Origin of the sequence: Microbacterium sp. NPDC078814 (genome assembly GCF_040702645.1) — a bacterium.
Lineage (GTDB): Bacteria > Actinomycetota > Actinomycetes > Actinomycetales > Microbacteriaceae > Microbacterium.
Map to the genome: position 1 here is coordinate 408,966 of NZ_JBFBLT010000002.1, position 19,137 is coordinate 428,102.

Sequence of the window (19,137 nt, forward strand, 5' to 3'; positions counted from 1 at the left end):
GGCCTCACTCCGTCGGTGTCTCGGAAGCCGTCGGCACCGGGCTGGGCGCATCGCTCGGGGTCGGGGAGGGAGCGATCGACGAGGTCGGCGACGGCGTGGGCGTCGGTTCCGGAGCGGTCACCTGCGCATGCACGACCTGGCTGACGATCGCGCCCACGACGATGAGGGCGCCGACCGTGATCGCGATGGCGTTGTCGCGGGTGCGACGGCGGATCTGATCCTGGTGCCAGCGGGTGCGGGCGGTGTGCAGCCGAGCGCGCTCCGCCTCGGTGCGTGCCTGCGCCTTCTTGGAACCGCGTGCGGCCATGCCCTGTCTCTCCCGTCCGACGCCGGTCCACGACGTCGCCTGAGAGCCTACCGGGGGCCCGGCCTCGCCTCGTGTCCCCGGCCGCCGTTAGCCTGGAGGAATGTCCTCTCCCTCCGCCCTGCTCTCCGGGCAGACACCGCTCGCCGTGCGCATGCGCCCGGTGTCGCTGGACGAGGTCGCGGGGCAGCGCCACCTGCTGCGGGCCGGGTCGCCCATCGTGGCTCTCGCCGACCCGGAGGCCAGCTCGCCCGGCGCGGTGTCGATCATCCTCTGGGGTCCGCCGGGCACCGGGAAGACCACGCTCGCGCAGGCCATCGCCCGCTCGTCCGGCCGCCGGTTCGTCGAGCTCTCGGCCATCACCGCCGGCGTCAAGGATGTGCGGGAGGTCATGCAGGAGGCGATCACCCAGCGCGATCTCTACGGGCAGACGACGATCCTCTTCCTCGATGAGATCCACCGCTTCACCAAGGCCCAGCAGGACGCGCTGCTGCCCGGCGTGGAGAACGGGTGGGTCATCCTCATCGCCGCGACTACGGAGAACCCCTCGTTCTCGGTGATCTCGCCGCTGCTGTCCCGGTCGCTGCTGCTCACGCTGCAGCCGCTCACCGATGACGACATCGGGGTGCTCGTGGACCGCGCGGTGTCGGATGCCCGCGGACTCTCCGGTACGGTCGCGCTCAGCGATGAGGCGCGGTCGGCGCTCATCCGCCTCGCGTCGGGGGACGCCCGTCGTGCCCTCACCGGACTGGAGGCCGCCGCTGCCGTGGCGCTCTCGCACGCCGCCGCCTCCGAGGCCGACGACGACGGCGAAGACCGGGAGACGGCCGTCCCGGAGGTCACCGCCGACGACGTGGCACAGGCCGTCGACAAGGCCCTGCTCCGTTACGACCGCCAGGGCGACGAGCACTACGACGTCATCAGCGCCTTCATCAAGTCGATCCGCGGTTCCGACCCGGACGCCGCGCTGCACTACCTCGCCCGCATGATCGAGGCAGGGGAGGACCCGCGGTTCATCGCCCGTCGGCTCGTCATCTCCGCCTCCGAAGACGTGGGGCTCGCCGACCCCCAGGCCCTCGGCATCGCCGTGGCCGCGGCCGACGCGGTGGCCTTCATCGGGATGCCGGAGGGGCGCATCCCGCTCGCCGAGGCCACCGTGTATCTGGCGACGACCGCGAAGTCGAACGCGGCCTACGTCGGCATCGACGCCGCCATCGCCGACATCCGCGCGGGGGGATTCGGGCGCGTGCCCCTTCACCTCCGCGACGCGCACTACCCCGGGGCGAAGCGTCTCGGGCACGGCCGCGGCTACCGCTACGCGCACGACAGCGAGTTCGGGATCGTGCCGCAGCAGTACCTGCCGGACGAGCTCGACGGGCGGCACTACTACGAGCCGAAGAACCTCGGCGCGGAGCGCGACATCAGCGCACGGCTGGAGCGCATCCGGCGCATCCTCGGCGACCGGTGAGCCGACGACCTCGGGCGTCTGCCGCCGTCTGTTAGACTTGAGCGGCTCGAAACCGAGTTTTCGGGCATCTCCTCGTTCACACCCCACCTCGACGGCACCCCGGCGTGCGCCCCGAGGCAGAACGCGGTGATACGTCCGTCGGACGTGAAATCCACGTCCACGTCATCGGAAGGATAACTTCGTGGTCACGAAGTCCCAGGACCGCCGCAAGGTGCGTCTCAGCCGCGCCCTCGGCGTGGCCCTCACCCCCAAGGCCGCCCGCTACCTCGAGAAGCGTCCCTACGCTCCGGGTGAGCACGGCCGCACCAAGCGCAAGGCCGACAGCGACTACGCCGTCCGTCTGCGTGAGAAGCAGCGTCTGCGCGAGCAGTACGGCATCCGCGAGAAGCAGCTGCGCATCGCGTTCAACGAGGCCCGTCGTCAGGACGGCCTGACCGGTGAGAACCTCGTCGAGCTCCTCGAGATGCGTCTCGACGCCCTCGTCCTGCGTTCGGGCTTCGCCCGCACCACGGCACAGGCGCGCCAGCTCGTCGTGCACCGTCACATCCTCGTCGACGGCCAGCTCGTCGACCGCCCGTCGTTCCGCGTGAAGCCGGGTCAGCTCATCCACGTTAAGCCCAAGAGCGAGGGCCTCGAGCCCTTCCAGGTGGCGGCCGCCGGCGGTCACGCCGAGGTCCTGCCGGCCGTTCCGGGTTACCTCGAGGTCGAGCTCGACAAGCTCCAGGCCCGTCTGGTTCGTCGTCCGAAGCGCGCCGAGGTCCCCGTGACCTGTGAAGTGCAGCTCGTCGTCGAGTACTACGCGGCCCGCTGATCCAGCGGAAGAGCATCAGGCAGGAGGCGTCGGGGTTCCCGACGCCTCCTGTCGTTTCCGCCTACGATGGAGAGACCGCGCCTTCGCGGCTCTAGGGCAAGGATGACGACATGAAGAATGTGCTGTGGTTCCTGATCGGCGTGATCGGCGGCTTCGTCGCGGCTCACTTCATGAACAAGGACCCGCGGGGCCACGACATCCTGGCCGACGTCGACGCCCGCCTCAACGGCCTCGCCGCGATCCTCAGCGACGCGTATCGCGCGCAGGAGGCTCGGCTGACCGAGCCGGGCGAGAACTGACCCCCCGCATCTGCGCCTCGGCGCGCCCCCTCACGCAAGGACATTCGGCACTCCTATGAAAACTGCGGAAATCGCGCAGCGCTACCTCTCCTACTTCGAGAAGAACGACCACCTCATCGTCCCCTCGGCATCCCTGGTCAGCGACGACCCCTCGCTGCTGTTCACGGTCGCCGGCATGGTCCCGATGATCCCGTACCTCACGGGCGTGGTCCCGGCGCCGCATCCGCGCATCGCCGACCTGCAGAAGTGCATCCGGACCAACGACATCGAGGAGGTCGGGCGCACCGCGCGTCACGGCACGTTCTTCCAGATGCTCGGCAACTGGTCGTTCGGCGACTACTTCAAGGAAGGCGCGATCCGCTACGCCTGGGAGCTGCTCACGAGCTCGGAGGCCGACGGCGGCCTCGGCTTCGACGAGAAGGATCTCTGGGTCACCGTCTACGAGACCGACGACGAGGCCGAGGCGATCTGGCGCGACATCATCGGACTCAAGCCGGAGCGCATCCAGCGCCTCGGCCGCGCGGACAACTACTGGAACACCGGCCAGCCCGGTCCCGGTGGCCCTGACTCCGAGATCTTCTTCGACCGCGGCCCGGCCTACGGCAAGGACGGCGGCCCCGCTGTCGACGACTCGCGGTTCCTGGAGATCTGGAACCTCGTGTTCATGCAGGACTTCATCGAGAACATCCGCGGCAAGACCGAGTTCGACATCGTCGGTGAGCTGCCGATGAAGAACATCGACACCGGCATGGGACTGGAGCGCGTCGCGTTCCTCAAGCAGGGCGTCGAGAACATGTACGAGACCGACCAGGTGCGTCCGGTGCTCGACCGCGCCGTCGAGCTCTCCGGCCGCCGCTATGGGGCGGTCCACGAGGACGACGTCCGCTTCCGGGTGATCGCGGATCACGTGCGCTCCTCGCTCATGCTCCTCTCCGACGGCGTGCGTCCGTCGAACGAGGGCCGCGGCTACATCCTGCGGCGCCTCATGCGCCGGACCGTGCGCGCCATGCGGCTCCTCGGTGTCGACGACCCCGCGTTCCCCGAGCTGTTCGCCGCCTCCCGCGACGCGATGAAGTCGGCGTACCCGGAGCTGGAGCGGGACTGGTCCGTGCTCTCCTCGGCGGCCTTCGCCGAGGAGGAGACCTTCCGGCGCACCCTGGCGCAGGGATCGACCATCCTCGACCTCGCGCTCGACGAGACGAAGAAGGGCGGCGGGAAGACCCTCAGCGGTTCCGAGGCGTTCCTGCTGCACGACACCTACGGCTTCCCGATCGACCTCACCCTGGAGGTCGCCGAAGAGGCCGGGCTGGACGTGGACCGCGCCGCGTTCGACTCCCTCATGCAGGAGCAGCGTCAGCGCGCGAAGGACGACGCCCGCAACCGCAAGCGCCAGCTCGCGGATGTCTCGGTGTACCGCGACCTGCGCGCGCTCGGCGAGACGGGCTTCGACGGCTACACGGCCCTCGAGGTGGAGTCCCGTGTGCTCGGCCTGCTCGTCGACGGCGCGCCGGTGCGCAGCGCCGCCGAGGGCCAGATCGCCGAGGTGGTGCTCGCCGAGACGACGCTGTACGCCGAGTCCGGCGGCCAGGTCGCCGACAAGGGCACCATCGTGGGCCCGGGCTACGAGCTCGAGGTGCTCGACGTGCAGCGTCCGGTCCCCGGGCTGATCAGCCACACGGTCGAGGTCTCCCGCGGCACGGTCGCGGTCGACGACATCGCGACGACGATCGTCGACGCCGCCAACCGCCGCGCCGCCCGCCAGGCGCATTCTGCCACCCACCTCGTGCACGCCGCCCTCCGCGACACGCTCGGTCCGACGGCCACGCAGTCCGGGTCGCTCAACCGCGCCGGGTACATGCGATTCGACTTCGCCTGGTCGCAGGCGCTGTCGACGGACACCCGCACGGAGATCGAGGAGATCACGAACCGCGCCGTGCAGGACGCCCTCGAGGTGACCACCCGCATCGTGACGCTCGACGAGGCCAAGGAAGCCGGCGCCATGGCGCTCTTCGGCGAGAAGTACGGCGACGTCGTGCGGATGGTCGACATCGGCGGCCCGTGGTCGCGCGAGCTCTGCGCCGGCACGCACGTGTCGACCAGCGCGGAGATCGGCCTGGTCAGCGTGGTGGGGGAGTCGTCGGTCGGCGCTTCCAACCGCCGGATCGAGGCTCTCGTCGGCGCGGATGCGTTCCGTGAGCTCGCGGCGGAGCGGGCTCTCGTGTCGCAGCTCACCGCCTCCCTGAAGACCCCGCGCGAGCAGCTCCCTGAGCGGATCGCCGATCTCGCCGCAAGCCTCAAGGCCGCGGAGAAGCGCATCGCGCAGTTCGAGGCGAAGGAGCGGGCGGGGCGCATTCCCGCCATCGCCGAGGCCGCGACGCGCGTCGGAGACTTCCGCGTGGCGGCGCAGACGCTGGGCGATGTGGCCTCCGCGGACGATGTCCGCGAGCTCGTCAACGGCGTGCGCGACCGGCTGGGTTCCGATCCCGCGGTCGTCGCGCTCGGTGCGGTCGTCAACGGTCGCCCCGTCGTCGTCGTCGCCACGAACGAGGCTGCGCGCAGTGCCGGTGCGAAGGCGGGTGCGCTCGCGAAGCGCGCCGCCGGTGTGCTCGGCGGAGGCGGCGGTGGGCGTGACGACGTCGCCCAGGGCGGCGGCACCGACGCGGCGGCGCTGCCCGCCGCGCTCGAGGCCGTCTCCCAGGAGCTGCGCCGCGCGTGAGCGGTTATCGCCGCGGGGTCCGGCTCGGCATCGACGTCGGCAGGGCCCGCGTGGGCGTGGCCCGGTCCGATCCGGACGGCATGCTGGCCGTCCCCGTCGAGACCGTGCCCCGCGACGAGCGCTCGCTCTCGCGCATCGCGGAGCTGGCTGCGGAGTACGAGCCGCTGGAGATTGTCGTCGGGCTGCCCGTGAACATGCAGGGTGCCGACACGCCGTCGACGGTGGATGCGCGCGAGTTCGCGGCGGCTCTCCAGGCGCGGAGCGGTGTGCCGGTACGCCTCGTCGACGAGCGTCTGAGCACCGTCTCCGCGCATGCGGCGTTGCGGAGTTCTGGGCGATCACAGAAGAACTCTCGTAGCATTGTGGATCAGGTCGCCGCCGTGGTGCTGCTGCAGCAGGCGATCGACACGGAGAAGAGCACCGGAAACCCGGCCGGTGCCCCGGTCCCCGTTGACGAGGAGCCCGCCTGAACATGTCCGAACGCGAGAGCCGTGCGCCCGAGCACGAGCAGAGCACCCGGTTGGGGGATCTGTTCGAGAACCTCCCCGCTCCGTCCCCGCAGGTCCCGACCGCCGGAGACGACACGCCGGCGCCAGGATCCCGCCGTGCGGCCAGGGAGGCCGCGGCGCGCGAGCAGGAGGCCCCGCCCGCTCCGGACGCCGGTGTCGCACCCGCGGCCGATGTGCCCGCCCGCCCGGTCTCGGCGTCGGCGGCGACCACTGCGGAGACACCGGGGAACGATCACCGGTCGGCGGTGCCCGGCGCGGATGCCGAACCGGTCGCGACACGCGCGATGCCCGTCGCCGCGACGAGCGCGGATGAGACCCCCGCTCCGGGGCCGCGCCGGTCGACCGGCACCGAAGACCCCGCACCCGCGCTGGGCGGCGGGCTCGACGAGATCTTCGCCGCCCAGGACGACGGCCGCGATCACGGCGCGCCGACCAAGAAGAAGCGCCGCAAGGGCTGCCTCGTCGCCCTGATCATCGTCCTGGTGATCCTCGGCGGCATCGCCGCCGGCGGAGTCTGGGTCGCCAACACCTTCGGCGACCGCATCGCCGACGCCATGGGGTGGGGGGAGCCGAAGGACTGGGAGCCCGGTCAGGCGACCGGTGAGGTGTACGTCACGATTAAGCAGGGCGACACGGGCGGCCCCGTGTCGGCGGCGCTGTACGAAGCCGGCGTTACGAAGACCGAGGACGTCTTCTACGACTACCTCATCGACGAGAACATCGCGGTGACCTTCTATCCCGGCGTCTACCGCCTGCAGAAGAAGATGACGGCGGAGGATGCCCTCGCCGCGCTCCGCAACGAGGAGAACAAGCTCGAGAACACCGTCTCCATGCCGGAGGGCGGGACGATCGAATCGGCCCTGCCGTCCATGGCGGAGACTCTCGGGATGCCGCTGGCCGACCTCGAGGCAGCCGTCGCCGATCCGTCCGCGTACGGGGTGGAGGCGCAGAGCCTGGAGGGGTGGCTGTTCCCCGCGGTGTACACGTTCGACCCCGAGGTCACCGCGACGCAGGTCATCCAGCGCATGGTCGACCGGACGCGCGAATCGCTCGCCTCCGCCGGCGTCCCGGACGAGGACGCGCAGCGGATCCTCACGATCGCCTCGATCATCCAGCGCGAAGGCCGCACGGACGACTTCGCCAAGGTGTCCCGCGTGATCCAGAACCGCCTCGACGACGACATGCTGCTCCAGATGGACTCGACGGCGCAGTACGGGTACGGCTCCCTGCATGAGGGCGTGGTCTCGAGCTCGGCCGAGGCTCTGGAAGACCCCAACGAGTGGAACACCTACGTGAACAAGGGGCTTCCGGCCACGCCGATCGCGAGCCCGAACGATGCCGCGATCGATGCCGCGATGCACCCCGCGGACGGGCCGTGGATCTACTTCGTCACCGTCAACCTCGAGACCGGCGAGACGCAGTTCTCGGAGACCCTCGCGGAGCACGAGCAGGGCGTGGAGAAGTGGCGGGACTGGTGCCGCGCGAACCCCGACGCCGGTTGCTGACGCGGTGAACCGGAGACGGCTGGCGGTCTGGGGCGACCCGATCGGGCACTCACGGTCGCCGGAGCTGCACGCTGCGGCCTACGCGGTGCTCGGACTGGACTGGGAGTACGGGCGCCGTCAGGTCGGCGCGGAGGGCTTCAACGACGCGGTCGAGGCCCTCGACGACACCTGGCGCGGCCTGTCCCTGACGATGCCGCTCAAGGAGGAGGCGTACCGATACGCCGCCACCCGAGACGCCCACGCGGAGCTGACCGGCGCGGTCAACACGCTCCTGCTCTCGGAGACCCCGGCAGGATTCAACACCGACGTCGGCGGGATCGTCGATGCGCTCGGGGACGCCGGCATCCGCGAGATCGGGACGGCGCGGATCCTGGGCGCCGGAGCCACGGCGGCCTCGGCCCTCGTCGCTCTCGCCGACCTGGGGGCGACACGGGTCGAGGTCGCCGCCCGTCGGCCGGAGCGCGCCGCGGGGCTCGTCGGGATCGGGGAGCGACGCGGCGTCGTGGTCACCCCGCGACCGCTCGACGTGGTGGAGGGCGCCGTCGACCTCACGGTGGCGACCCTGCCCTCCGGCGCCGTGCTTCCGCCGGAGAGTGCCGCCCGACTGGCCCAGAGCGGCGGCACGCTGTTCGACGCCGCCTACGCGCCCTGGCCGTCCGCCCTGGCGGCGGCATGGGGTGCGGCGCCGGTGGTCTCCGGGCTCGGGATGCTGCTGCATCAGGCGGTCCGGCAGATCCGGATCTTCCTGCACGGCGACCCGGTCTCGCCGCTGCCGGACGAGGAGGCCGTCCTCGCCGCGATGCGCGCCACCCTCTGAGCGCCGCCGGACGAAACGCGGCACGGCGCGGGGGGAAACGCATGGGAGACTAGAGCACATGCTCCGCGTGCTCACGGCCGGCGAATCGCACGGCCCAGAACTCATCGCCGTCATGGAGGGTCTGCCCTCCGGCGTCCCGGTGTCGTCCGAGGCCATCCAGGCCGACCTCGCCCGCCGCAAGCTCGGCTATGGACGCGGCTCCCGGATGAAGTTCGAACAGGACGAGCTCACGATCTCCGGTGGCGTCCGGCACGGGAAGACGCTGGGCAGCCCCATCGCCCTGCGCATCGGCAACACCGAGTGGCCGAAGTGGATCGAGGTCATGAACCCGGAGCCGGTGGAGCTCACCGATCGCTCGCGCGGTCGTGGCGCCCCGCTGACCCGGCCACGTCCGGGACACGCCGACCTCGTGGGCATGCAGAAGTACGACTTCGACGAGGCCCGTCCGATCCTCGAGCGCGCGAGCGCCCGGGAGACCGCCGCCCGCGTGGCGCTCGGTGCCGTCGCCCGCTCCTTCCTCGGCGAGCTCGGCATCCGACTCGTCAGCCACACGCTCTCCATCGGGCCGGTGCGCGTGCCGGATGGCGCGGCGCTGCCGACACCGGACGACGTGGACGCCCTGGACGCCGACCCGCTGCGGTGCTTCGACCCCGCGACCTCGGCGCTCATGGTCGCGGAGGTGGACGACGCCAAGAAGGACGGCGACACCCTCGGCGGCATCGTCGAGGTCCTCGCGTACGGCCTGCCGCCGGGGCTCGGCTCCCACGTGCACTGGGATCGCCGCCTGGACGCCCGGCTGGCCCAGGCGCTCATGAGCATCCAGGCCATCAAGGGCGTGGAGGTCGGCGACGGCTTCGAGACCACGCGCCGCCGCGGCTCCGCCGCCCACGACGAGCTCTTCGCCACCGCCGACGGCATCGCCCGCGGCACCGATCGTGCCGGTGGCACCGAGGGCGGCATGTCGACCGGAACCGTGCTGCGCGTCCGCGCCGGCATGAAGCCGATCGCGACCGTGCCTCATGCGCTGCGCACGATCGACGTGGCGACCGGTGACGAGGCGACCGCGCACCACCAGCGTTCCGACGTCTGTGCCGTGCCCGCGGCGGGGGTCGTCGCCGAGGCCATGGTCGCGATCGAGCTGGCGCGCGCCGTGCTGGAGAAGTTCGGCGGTGACAGCATCCGCGAGACGCGCCGCAACCTGGAGGGGTACCTCGACGGCATCCCGGCGGAGCTGCGCACGGCCCCCGCGTCCGAGGCGGCGCTCATCGCGCATGACGAACGCGGCTGATCCGCTGACGCTGGTCCTCGTCGGACCGATGGCGGCCGGCAAGACCAGCGTCGGACGAAGGGTCGCACGGCGGCTGGGCGTCGCCTTCATTGACACCGACAAGCGCATCGTCGCCGCGCACGGCCCGATCCCCGAGATCTTCGCCACGCACGGCGAGGCGCACTTCCGGGACCTGGAGCGCGCGGCGGTCCGCGAGGCCCTCGCCGAGGGCGGCGTGATCTCCCTCGGCGGTGGCGCCGTCACGGATCCGGAGACGCGCGCGCTGCTGCGCGCTCATCCGGTGGTCTTCCTCACCGTGACCGAGGCGGCCGTCGCCGACCGCCTGCGCGGCGGGACGCGCCCGCTGCTGGCGGGCGAGGACCCGGTCGAGAAGTGGAAGCGCATCTTCGCCGAACGGCGAGGATGGTACGACGAGGTGGCGTCGGCCACGTTCGACACCTCGCGGCGTCCGATGCAGCGCATCGCGGACGAGATCGTGGCATGGAGGAGAGAACAGCGATGAGCACGACGACCATCAGCGTCACCGGGAACGACGCCTACGACATCACGATCGGACGGGGGATCCTCGACCAGGTGTCCGCGGCTCTCGCGCCGGGCGTCCGCAAGATCCTCGTCGTGCACCCGCCGACCCTCGCGGCCCGCGCCGCCGAGCTCCGCGACCGGCTCCTCGCCGACACCGCGGATGGTCCGCGCGAGGTGCTGCTCGCCGAGATCCCGGATGCCGAGCAGGGCAAGCGCATCGAGGTCGCCGCTTTCTGCTGGCAGGTCATGGGCCAGGCGGACTTCACCCGGACGGACGCCGTCGTCGGCTACGGCGGGGGAGCGGTGACCGACCTCGCCGGCTTCGTCGCGGCGACGTGGCTGCGCGGCATCCAGATCGTCCAGGTGCCCACCACCGTCCTCGGCCTCGTGGACGCCGCGGTGGGCGGCAAGACGGGCGTCAACACCGCGGAGGGCAAGAACCTCGTCGGCGCCTTCTGGGCCCCGCGCGCCGTCGTCGGCGACCTCGACGAACTGGGCAGCCTGAGCCCGAACGAGGCCACCGCCGGCTTCGCGGAGGTCGTCAAGGCCGGTTTCATCTGGGCGCCGGAGATCCTCGACATCGTCGAGGCCGATCCCGCGCGCGCGGTCGACACCACGACGGACGAGTTCCGCCGGGCGGTCGAGCTCGCGATCGACATGAAGGCGCAGGTCGTCTCGGACGACTTCCGCGAGGCCGGGCAGCGGGAGATCCTGAACTACGGCCACACGCTCGGCCACGCGATCGAGCACGCCGAGCGGTACCGCTGGCGGCACGGGGCGGCCATCTCGATCGGCATGCTCTACGCCGCGGAGCTGTCCCGGCTCGCGGGGCGCCTGTCGGACGCCGCGGCGGAGCGCCACCGCACGATCCTCGAGTCGCTCGGCCTGCCGACGTCGTACCGGGCCGGTGCCTGGCCGCAGCTGCTCGCCACGATGCAGCGCGACAAGAAGAGCCGCGGCGGCATGCTCCGCTTCATCCTGTTGGACGACATCGCCAAGCCCACCGTGCTCCAGGCGCCGGATGAGTCGCTGCTCTTCGCCGCCTACCAGGAGATCGGCGCATGAGCATCGCCGTCCGGCGCATCACACCGGAGGACTGGCGGGAGGTCAAGGCGCTGCGGCTGCGGGCCCTCGCCGACCCGGCCGCACCGATGGCCTTCCTCGACACCGTCGAGCACGCCGCCGCACAGCCCGACCGCTTCTGGCAGGAGCGCGCCGCGAATGCCGCGGGCGACGCCGCCGCGGCGCAGTTCGTCGCGATCGCCGACGACGGCGCCTGGACCGGGACCGTGACCGTGCTCCCGCATCGCGAGCAGCACGACGCGGGGCTGGTCGTCGGGGTCTACGTGGCGGACGCGCACCGCGGTGCGGGCGTCATCGATGCGCTCCTCGACGCCGCGGCGGCCTGGGCCCGCGATCGCGGCCTCCGCGCGCTCGTGCTCGAGGTGCACGTGGACAACTCCCGGGCGCAGGCCGTGTACCGCCGAGGCGGCTTCGTCCGGACCGGGGAGATCGAGACGGCCAACTTCGGGCGGGAATGGGTCATGCGCCGCGAGCTGGTCGACTCCGGGAGCGTGCCCGCATGAGCGCCCCGCGTCGGCTGCTGCTCGTCAACGGCCCCAACCTCAACCTCCTCGGCACCCGCGAACCCGAGGTGTACGGCACCGCGACCCTCGCCGACGTCGAGCGGATCACCGCCGAGGCCGCCGCCGCGCTCGGGTTCGAGGTGCGGGCGCTGCAGAGCAACCACGAGGGCGTGCTCATCGACGCGATCCACGACGCGCGGGCGGACTGCGCGGGCATCGTCATCAACCCGGGCGGCCTCACCCACACCTCCGTCGCCCTGCGTGACGCGCTCACCGGCGTCGCGTTGCCCTTCGCCGAGGTCCACATCTCCGACGTGTACGCCCGCGAGGAGTTCCGTCACCACTCGTACCTGCACGACGTCGCCGCGGTGCGTGTCATCGGACGCGGCGTGGAGGGCTACGCCGACGCGGTGCGGGAACTCGTCGCGCAGCTCTGAGCGCGCGGGGATCGGGGCAGGCCGACGAGCAGCACGCACACCGTGATGCCCACGAGCGTCAACAGGGCCATGGCGAGGAAACAGGCGGCCAGCGCACGGAGCCGCGGCCGCACGCTCGACACCGCGAGGCGGATGACGACCATCGCGGCCAGGCCCAGGACCAGGATGATCGCGGTCACCAGGCCGACGGTTCCCGCCGCGCCGCCGCTGCGGACGATCCCGATCAGGGGCACGAGGCTGACCGCCGTGAAGATCGTGGCGACGATGAGCCAGACCGCCCCGGACGACGTCCGCAGCGCCGGCTGATTCGCCATCCGGGTCGGGTCCCGGTCGCGATCGTCCTCGCTCATGTCGATTCCTCCTGTCCTCGTCCACGCTGCCCGGGGCCACGGGCATCGTCACGGGGCTTCCGCTCTCGCGGAGGAGCGTCTATCGTGCCCCGCGACGGCCTGCGCCGGGCATCCCGTAGAATCGACTGTCGGCCGACCCCGGCCCCACGGACTCAGGAACGGAACTCCTCGCACATGGCATCCACCGCAGACATCAAGAACGGCGTCGTCCTCAGCATCGACGGGCAGCTCTGGAGCGTCATCGAGTTCCAGCACGTCAAGCCCGGCAAGGGCGGCGCCTTCGTCCGCACGAAGCTGAAGAACGTCGTCTCGGGCAAGACCGTGGACCGCACGTACAACGCCGGGGCGAAGATCGACATCGAGAACGTCGACCGCCGGGACTACACCTACCTCTACACCGACGGTGACGGGTTCGTGTTCATGGACCAGACCGACTTCGACCAGATCACGCTGCCGGCGGCCACGGTCGGCGACGCGAAGAACTTCCTCCTCGAGAACCAGCAGGTCACCATCGCCCTCAACAACGGCAACCCCCTCTACATCGACCTCCCGGCCTCGGTCATCCTCGAGGTGACCTACACCGAGCCCGGTCTGCAGGGCGACCGCTCGTCCGCCGGCACCAAGCCCGCGACGCTCGAGACCGGCTACGAGATCCAGGTCCCGCTTTTCCTGGAGACCGGCACGAAGGTCAAGGTCGACACCCGCACGGGCGAGTACCTCGGCCGCGAGAAGTAAGGCGTGAGCGCCCGCACGAAGGCGCGCAAGCGCGCGCTCGACATCCTGTTCTCGGCCGACGTCCGCGGCGACGAGGTCGCGGTGGCCCTCGCCGCCGAGGCGAAGCGCGCGGCGAACGAGCCCGCACGTGAGGCGTCGTGGCTGTACGCCCGCGAGATCGTCGACGGCATCATCGACCAGCGCGACGAGATCGACGAGCAGATCACGACCCACAGCCGCGACTGGAAGCTCGAGCGGATGCCCGCCGTCGACCGCGCCCTGCTGCGCATCGGCGCGTGGGAGATCCTCTACAACGACGAGGTGCCGACCGCGGTCGCGATCGACGAGGCGGTGGAGCTCGCGAAGGAGTTCTCCACCGACGAGTCGGGCGCGTTCGTGCACGGCGTGCTCGCCCGCGTCGCCCGCTCGGCCTGAGCGCCGCGGCGGCGGTGTCGGCGGTGGCGGGCAGGATCGTCTCATGATCCGCCCGCCCGCCTCCGCCACTCCGGGAGACGGGGCGCGGGATTGGCGTGCCCTGTTCGAGGCCGGCGCTGCTCCGGCGGCGACCCCCCTCGCGCTCGGGTTCGAGGTGCGCGTCCGCGACGCCCGAGGAGCCAACCCGTGGGCCTCACGCCCGCAGCGCACCGCGACTCCCCGTGACGTCGCCAAGGGTGTGGGGGAGATCCTCCTCGGCATCCGTCCGCTGGAGCGGAGCGCGGCGACGGGGTCCTGGGTGCTCGGCTCCGCCACCTGGGACGCGGTCCGCCGCGCGCCGGACCAGTACGGTCGGGAGCAGTCGCGGTGGTTCGCCGATCTGCTGAGCATCGCGCGCGACGCGCTGCTCTCCGGCACGGCGGGGGACTGGCTCGTCGCCGACCTCATCGAGTCGCGGCTCCTCTGGGGGCATCTGCGGTCGGCGACCGACCTCGGCATCCCGCTCGTGGCGGCCCAGCGGTCGACGACGCTCGTCCTCGCCGACACCGCAGAACTGACGGCGACCGTGTCCCGTGACGACGACGGCGGCCTCGTCGTCCGTCCGGTCGTGACCCTGGACGGGCGCGAGACGCTGCCGGGCAGCATCCGCGCCCTCGGGCGCTCCGGCGTGTACGAGGTCGCGCAGAGCGGGTCGCGCCTGCAGGTGACGCTCGCGGAGCTTCCGCTCGCGGGGCCCGCGCCGTCGCTGCTCCGGGCCGGGATGCTCGTCGTCCCCGCAGCGGAGGAGGCGACCTTCCTCCAGGACGCCTATCCACTCCTCGCGCGCCGTCTCCCCGTCCGCGCGGTCGGCCGCGTCGCGCTCCCCGACCTCCCACCGCCCCGTGCCGTGCTCCGGGTGGCGTTCCGTCGCGGAGACACCGTGGAGTACACCGTCGAGTGGGACTATCGCGGCTTCGGGCGGGTGCCGTTCACGCCGGGTCCGGAGGCCGTGCGCGATCCGGAGGCCGAAGCCTCTGTGACGCATCGGATCCGGAACGTCTGGCAGGAGCACGGCGTCGCGTTCGCCCCCGCGGGGGCGTTCCACGACGTGGCGGCCGCGGAGTTCATGACCCGCGTCGTCCCCGCCGTGGAGGCGGAGGGCGTCGAGGTGGAGGTGTCGGGCCGCCGCAAGACGTATCGCGAGCTCGCCGGGGAGCCGGAGATCACGGTCTCGACCGTGGAGAGCACCGACCCCGACTGGTTCGACCTCGGCGTGATCGTCCGCATCGACGGGCGGAACATCCCCTTCGAGCCGCTGTTCACGGCCCTGAGCGCGGGCCGGCGGAAGCTCCTGCTCGTCGACGGCAGCTACTTCTCCCTGAACCACCCGGCGCTCGACCGTCTGCGCGACCTCCTGGACGAGGCCGGGGATCTGGACGAGTGGGAGACGGGCCCGCGGATCAGTCGGCATCAGACGGATCTGTGGGAGGAGTTCGAGGATCTGGCGGACGAGGCCCTTCCCGCGGTGAGCTGGCGGGCCACCGCCGACGGACTGCGCAGCGCCACTGCGGTGCCGGCGGTGCCCCTCCCTCCGGGGCTCACCGCACAGTTGCGGCCGTACCAGAAGGAGGGGCTGGACTGGCTCGCGTTCCTCTGGTCGCATCGGCTCGGCGGCATCCTCGCCGACGACATGGGTCTCGGGAAGACTGTCCAGCTGCTCGCGCTCATCCTGCACGCCCGTGCGGCGGGGGAGGGACGCCCTTTCCTTGTGGTGGTGCCGACATCCGTGCTGGCGACCTGGCGCACCGAGGCGGCGCGGTTCGCTCCGGGTCTCCGCGTGATCACCCGGGACTCGACCGCCGGGCCTGCCGTGGCCGCCGTGGCTCGCGAGGCCGACGTGGTGCTCACCACCTACGCCGTCGCGCGGCTCGACGAAGAGGGGTTCGCGGGCGTCACCTGGGCCGGGCTGATCCTCGACGAGGCCCAGTTCGTGAAGAACCCGGCGACGAAGCTGCATCGTGCCGTCGCGCGTTTCCCGTCCGAGGTCACCATCGCGGTCACGGGCACGCCGCTGGAGAACAGCCTCGAGGAGCTCTGGGCGCTGCTGAAGCTCACGGCACCCGGCCTGTTCGCCTCGGCGCGGAAGTTCCGCGAGCACTACATCCAGCCGATCGAGCAGGGGAAGGTCCCGGAGAACGCGGAGGGCGGACCGTACCGGCAGCGCCGCCTCGCGCAGCTCCGACGACGGATCCGCCCGCTCGTGCTCCGCCGCACCAAGGAGCTCGTCGCTCCGGACCTGCCGCCGAAGCAGGAGCAGGTGCTGGAGATCGAGCTGAGCGCGGGGCATCGCGAGCTCTACGAGACGGTGCTGCAGCGGGAGCGGCAGAAGGTGCTCGGCCTGCTGGAGGATCTCGACCGCAACCGCTTCATCGTGTTCCGTTCCCTGACGCTGCTGCGGATGCTGAGCCTCGCTCCGGCGCTGATCGACCCGGCCGACGCGCGCCTCGGCTCCCGCAAGCTCGACGAGCTCCTGGAGCGGATCGTCGAGCTGCAGGCGGAGGGGCACCGCGCGCTCGTGTTCAGCCAGTTCACGTCCTTCCTCGACATGGCGGCCGCGCGTCTGGACGCCGCCGGCATCCCGTACGCGCACCTCGACGGCTCGACGCGTCATCGCGAGCAGGTGGTCGCGGACTTCGCGGAGGGGGAGCAGCCCGTCTTCCTCATCAGCCTGAAGGCCGGCGGGTTCGGGCTCACGCTGACCGAGGCCGACTACGTCTTCCTCCTCGACCCGTGGTGGAACCCCGCCGCCGAGGCCCAGGCAGTCGACCGCACGCACCGCATCGGCCAGCGCAGCCAGGTGTTCGTCTACCGCATGATCGCCAGCGGCACGATCGAGGAGAAGGTCCTCGCGCTGCAACGCCGCAAGGCCCGCCTGTTCACCGCCGTGCTCGATGACGACGCGCTCTTCGCGCAGACGCTCACCGCCGACGACATCCGCGGTCTCTTCGACGACTAGACCGTTTTCCCCGGCCCGTCCCGCCGGGCGCTCAGGGAGCCGTCGGTACAATCGAACGGTTCATCTTCGAGAGGAATGCAATGCGGATCACGGGACTCGGCCACGCCGGCATGTTCATCGAGACGGTGGGCGGCAACATCATCTGCGACCCGGTGCTCGGCCCGTCCTTCTTCGGGTCCTGGTTCCCGTTCCCGGACAACCGCGCCCTCGACTGGGAGCGCTACGGTCGTGAAGCCGACTTCCTCTACATCTCGCACCGGCACCGCGACCACTTCGACCCGGCGCTCCTGGAGCGGTACATCCGCAAGGACATCGAGGTGCTCCTGCCGGAGTATCCGATCGACGACCTGGAGCAGGACATCCGGGCGCTCGGCTACACGAACATCACCTACGCGCCCGCCGGCGAGATCATCGAGCGCGGGGCGCTCAAGATGATGATCACCCCGCTGCGCGCGCCGAGCGACGGCCCGATCGGCGACTCGTCGCTCAGCGTGGACGACGGCACCGGCTCGATGCTGAACCAGAACGACTCGCACCCGCTCGATCTCGACAAGCTGCTGCACTTCGGGAAGCCCGACGCCTACTTCACGCAGGTCTCCGGGGCGATCTGGTGGCCCATGGTCTACGACCTGCCGCTGGACGCGAAGCAGAACTTCGCCCGCCTCAAGCGCGAGGCGCAGAACAAGCGCGCGATGTACTACATCGAGAAGGTCGACGCTCCGCACGTCTTCCCGATGGCGGGTCCGCCCATGTTCCTCCGCGACGACCTCTTCGACTTCAACGGGATGGGCCGCAACGGCGAGTCCATCTTCACGGACCAGAAGCAGTTCATCGCGCACATGAAGGAGCTGGCCCCGAAGTACGACGGGCAGCTCTTCGTCCCTGGCACTCTCGTCACGATCGACGGCGGTGCGGTGACCACCGAGCAGACGCTCTACACCGAGGCCGAGCTCGCCCACATCTTCGACGAGAAGTGGGAGTACCTGGAGGAGCAGCGCGCGACCCGCCAGCAGGAGATCCGCGACGAGGAGGCCTCGCGCGCCGAGATCATCCCGCCGGAGGAGATGCTGGCCGCGATCAAGGAATGGTGGGAGCCGCTGCTGAAGAAGTCGCGCACCATCCGCCTCGGCGTCGGCGGGCGCGTCCGCTTCCGCATCGGGGAGCTGGACATGGTGGTCGACTTCCCGCGCGCCAAGGTCCGCGAGTACGCGGGGGAGGAGTGCGTGTACTGGTACACGATCCCGGCCGACCTCGTCTCGACGAACATCCGCGACCACGAGATCGACTGGTCGAACTCGATCTTCCTGTCGATGCAGTTCTCGGTCGGCCGCAGCGGCAAGTTCAACGAGTTCCTCACCACGTTCCTCAAGTGCCTCTCGGTCGACCGGATCGAGTACGTCGAGAACTGGTACCAGGAGCAGACCGACCAGACCGAGGATGCGGAGATCGGCGACTGGGTCGTCCAGCGCCGCTGCCCGCACCTGCGCGCCGACCTCACCAAGACGGGGAAGGTCGACGAGGACGGCATCCTCACATGCAGCATGCACGACTGGAAGTGGGACCTGAAGACCGGACGCTGCCTCTCCACGAGCGGCCACCCGATCCGTTCCTCGAAGATCGACGACGTGACGGATCCGGTGCTCCGCGAGGCGAGCTGAGCGCGCCTGTACCACCGAGCGCAGCCGGTGGTACAGTGTGGCGATGCCGACCGCTCTGACCCGTATCCAGGTGACGCAGACCGCCGCGCTGCGCGAGGCGCTGGAACTCGCGGAAAGCGAGTGGCCGGGACTACCGAAGTCGGAGCAGGTGGCGAGGCTCGCGGTGCTGGGGGCGGAGCGGCTCGCAGAGCGAGGATCCCACCGGCGCGCGACCCGGCGGGCGGCGCTCGAGGCGACACGGGGATCGATCGCCTATCCACCGGGGTATCTCGACGCTCTCCGGAAGGACTGGCCGGAGTGATCGTCGTGGACGCCGGTGTCCTCATCGCGCACCTTTCCACCGACGATGTCCACCAGGAGGCGGCGTTCGACATCCTCGATACCGAGGAAGACCTTCTGATCCATCCGATCAACCTCGCGGAGACGCTCGTGCATCCGGCGCGGATGGGCACAGAGCTCGCCGATCTCGCCAAGATCGACTCCCTCGGGCTGCTGCGTCGGGAGGAGACGGTCGACGAACCGGTCCATATCGCGCGGCTCCGCGCCGCGACCTCCCTGAAGCTCCCGGACTGCGCGGTACTCGTCACGGCGGAGGCGTTCGGCGCGACGCTGGCGACCTTCGACCGTCGTCTCGCGACGGTCGCCAGAGAGCGCGGTGTCGAGGTCGTCGGCGTCTGATCCCTCCGATAGACTGGGATCACAAGCAACCTTTAACACCGTCCT

Annotated in this window: 20 protein-coding genes; 18 read left to right on the top strand and 2 right to left on the bottom strand. The window is 70.9% G+C overall.

What is annotated here, in order from left to right; genetic code table 11:
* Positions 1-4 precede the first annotated feature (4 nt).
* Positions 5-307, bottom strand: a complete 303-nt coding sequence (locus AB0300_RS05250; protein WP_085607572.1) for a hypothetical protein — start codon at positions 305-307, stop codon at positions 5-7.
* A 100-nt stretch (positions 308-407) separates the two neighbouring features.
* Here AB0300_RS05250 and AB0300_RS05255 point away from each other — a divergent pair, with 100 nt between their 5' ends.
* The 12 genes from AB0300_RS05255 to aroQ all read left to right on the top strand — a co-directional run bounded on the left by AB0300_RS05255 (position 408) and on the right by aroQ (position 12,262).
* Positions 408-1,772 carry a replication-associated recombination protein A gene (locus AB0300_RS05255; RefSeq protein ID WP_085607570.1) on the top strand — a complete coding sequence of 455 codons (1,365 nt, stop codon included), beginning with the start codon at positions 408-410 and terminating at the stop codon, positions 1,770-1,772.
* Positions 1,773-1,953: 181 nt separating this feature from the next.
* Positions 1,954-2,583, top strand: a complete 630-nt coding sequence (gene rpsD / locus AB0300_RS05260) for a 30S ribosomal protein S4 (protein WP_025103514.1) — start codon at positions 1,954-1,956, stop codon at positions 2,581-2,583.
* Positions 2,584-2,693: 110 nt separating this feature from the next.
* Positions 2,694-2,882, top strand: coding sequence for a hypothetical protein (locus tag AB0300_RS05265; protein WP_025103513.1), 189 nt, complete (start codon positions 2,694-2,696; stop codon positions 2,880-2,882).
* Positions 2,883-2,937: 55 nt separating this feature from the next.
* Positions 2,938-5,598 (top strand): alanine--tRNA ligase, encoded by a 2,661-nt coding sequence (alaS, locus tag AB0300_RS05270; RefSeq protein ID WP_025103512.1) that lies wholly within the window; start codon positions 2,938-2,940, stop codon positions 5,596-5,598.
* A complete protein-coding gene (gene ruvX / locus AB0300_RS05275) occupies positions 5,595-6,068 on the top strand; it encodes a Holliday junction resolvase RuvX (RefSeq protein ID WP_025103511.1) in 474 nt (157 codons plus the stop codon). The genes alaS and ruvX overlap by 4 nt, the downstream gene beginning before the upstream one ends.
* A 2-nt stretch (positions 6,069-6,070) precedes the next feature.
* The gene (mltG, locus tag AB0300_RS05280) at positions 6,071-7,612 is read left to right on the top strand and encodes an endolytic transglycosylase MltG (protein WP_366215583.1); all 1,542 of its coding nucleotides are present in this window, start codon (positions 6,071-6,073) and stop codon (positions 7,610-7,612) included.
* A 4-nt stretch (positions 7,613-7,616) separates the two neighbouring features.
* Positions 7,617-8,429: a shikimate dehydrogenase gene (locus tag AB0300_RS05285; RefSeq protein WP_085607562.1), complete on the top strand. Its 813-nt coding sequence runs from the start codon at positions 7,617-7,619 to the stop codon at positions 8,427-8,429.
* Between the two features lie 58 nt (positions 8,430-8,487).
* Positions 8,488-9,717: a chorismate synthase gene (gene aroC, locus AB0300_RS05290; protein ID WP_025103508.1), complete on the top strand. Its 1,230-nt coding sequence runs from the start codon at positions 8,488-8,490 to the stop codon at positions 9,715-9,717.
* On the top strand, positions 9,701-10,219 hold the full coding sequence (locus tag AB0300_RS05295; RefSeq protein WP_366215584.1) for a shikimate kinase: 519 nt from the start codon (positions 9,701-9,703) through the stop codon (positions 10,217-10,219). Before aroC ends, AB0300_RS05295 begins: the two co-directional genes overlap by 17 nt.
* A complete protein-coding gene (aroB, locus tag AB0300_RS05300; protein ID WP_025103506.1) occupies positions 10,216-11,304 on the top strand; it encodes a 3-dehydroquinate synthase in 1,089 nt (362 codons plus the stop codon). The genes AB0300_RS05295 and aroB overlap by 4 nt, the downstream gene beginning before the upstream one ends.
* Positions 11,301-11,825 carry a GNAT family N-acetyltransferase gene (locus AB0300_RS05305; protein WP_126893168.1) on the top strand — a complete coding sequence of 175 codons (525 nt, stop codon included), beginning with the start codon at positions 11,301-11,303 and terminating at the stop codon, positions 11,823-11,825. Before aroB ends, AB0300_RS05305 begins: the two co-directional genes overlap by 4 nt.
* Positions 11,822-12,262 (top strand): type II 3-dehydroquinate dehydratase, encoded by a 441-nt coding sequence (aroQ, locus tag AB0300_RS05310; protein ID WP_085607554.1) that lies wholly within the window; start codon positions 11,822-11,824, stop codon positions 12,260-12,262. Before AB0300_RS05305 ends, aroQ begins: the two co-directional genes overlap by 4 nt.
* On the opposite strand, the gene AB0300_RS05315 is transcribed toward aroQ, so the two are convergent.
* Positions 12,223-12,612: a hypothetical protein gene (locus tag AB0300_RS05315; protein ID WP_366215585.1), complete on the bottom strand. Its 390-nt coding sequence runs from the start codon at positions 12,610-12,612 to the stop codon at positions 12,223-12,225. The two genes, aroQ and AB0300_RS05315, sit on opposite strands and share 40 nt — an antisense overlap.
* A gap of 174 nt (positions 12,613-12,786) precedes the next feature.
* Between AB0300_RS05315 and efp the strand changes: the two genes are divergently transcribed.
* The 6 genes from efp (at position 12,787) to AB0300_RS05345 (ending at position 19,092) form a co-directional block, all read left to right on the top strand.
* Positions 12,787-13,347, top strand: a complete 561-nt coding sequence (efp, locus tag AB0300_RS05320) for an elongation factor P (RefSeq protein WP_025103502.1) — start codon at positions 12,787-12,789, stop codon at positions 13,345-13,347.
* Between the two features lie 3 nt (positions 13,348-13,350).
* The gene (nusB, locus tag AB0300_RS05325; protein ID WP_060922157.1) at positions 13,351-13,761 is read left to right on the top strand and encodes a transcription antitermination factor NusB; all 411 of its coding nucleotides are present in this window, start codon (positions 13,351-13,353) and stop codon (positions 13,759-13,761) included.
* A 43-nt stretch (positions 13,762-13,804) separates the two neighbouring features.
* Complete coding sequence (locus tag AB0300_RS05330; protein ID WP_366215586.1) at positions 13,805-16,756, top strand: DEAD/DEAH box helicase; 2,952 nt, start codon at positions 13,805-13,807, stop codon at positions 16,754-16,756.
* 80 nt (positions 16,757-16,836) lie between these two features.
* Positions 16,837-18,414 carry a Rieske 2Fe-2S domain-containing protein gene (locus tag AB0300_RS05335; RefSeq protein ID WP_366215587.1) on the top strand — a complete coding sequence of 526 codons (1,578 nt, stop codon included), beginning with the start codon at positions 16,837-16,839 and terminating at the stop codon, positions 18,412-18,414.
* Positions 18,415-18,457: 43 nt separating this feature from the next.
* Complete coding sequence (locus tag AB0300_RS05340) at positions 18,458-18,715, top strand: hypothetical protein (protein WP_060922159.1); 258 nt, start codon at positions 18,458-18,460, stop codon at positions 18,713-18,715.
* Complete coding sequence (locus AB0300_RS05345; protein WP_366215588.1) at positions 18,712-19,092, top strand: PIN domain-containing protein; 381 nt, start codon at positions 18,712-18,714, stop codon at positions 19,090-19,092. The genes AB0300_RS05340 and AB0300_RS05345 overlap by 4 nt, the downstream gene beginning before the upstream one ends.
* The last annotated feature ends 45 nt before the right edge of the window (positions 19,093-19,137 follow it).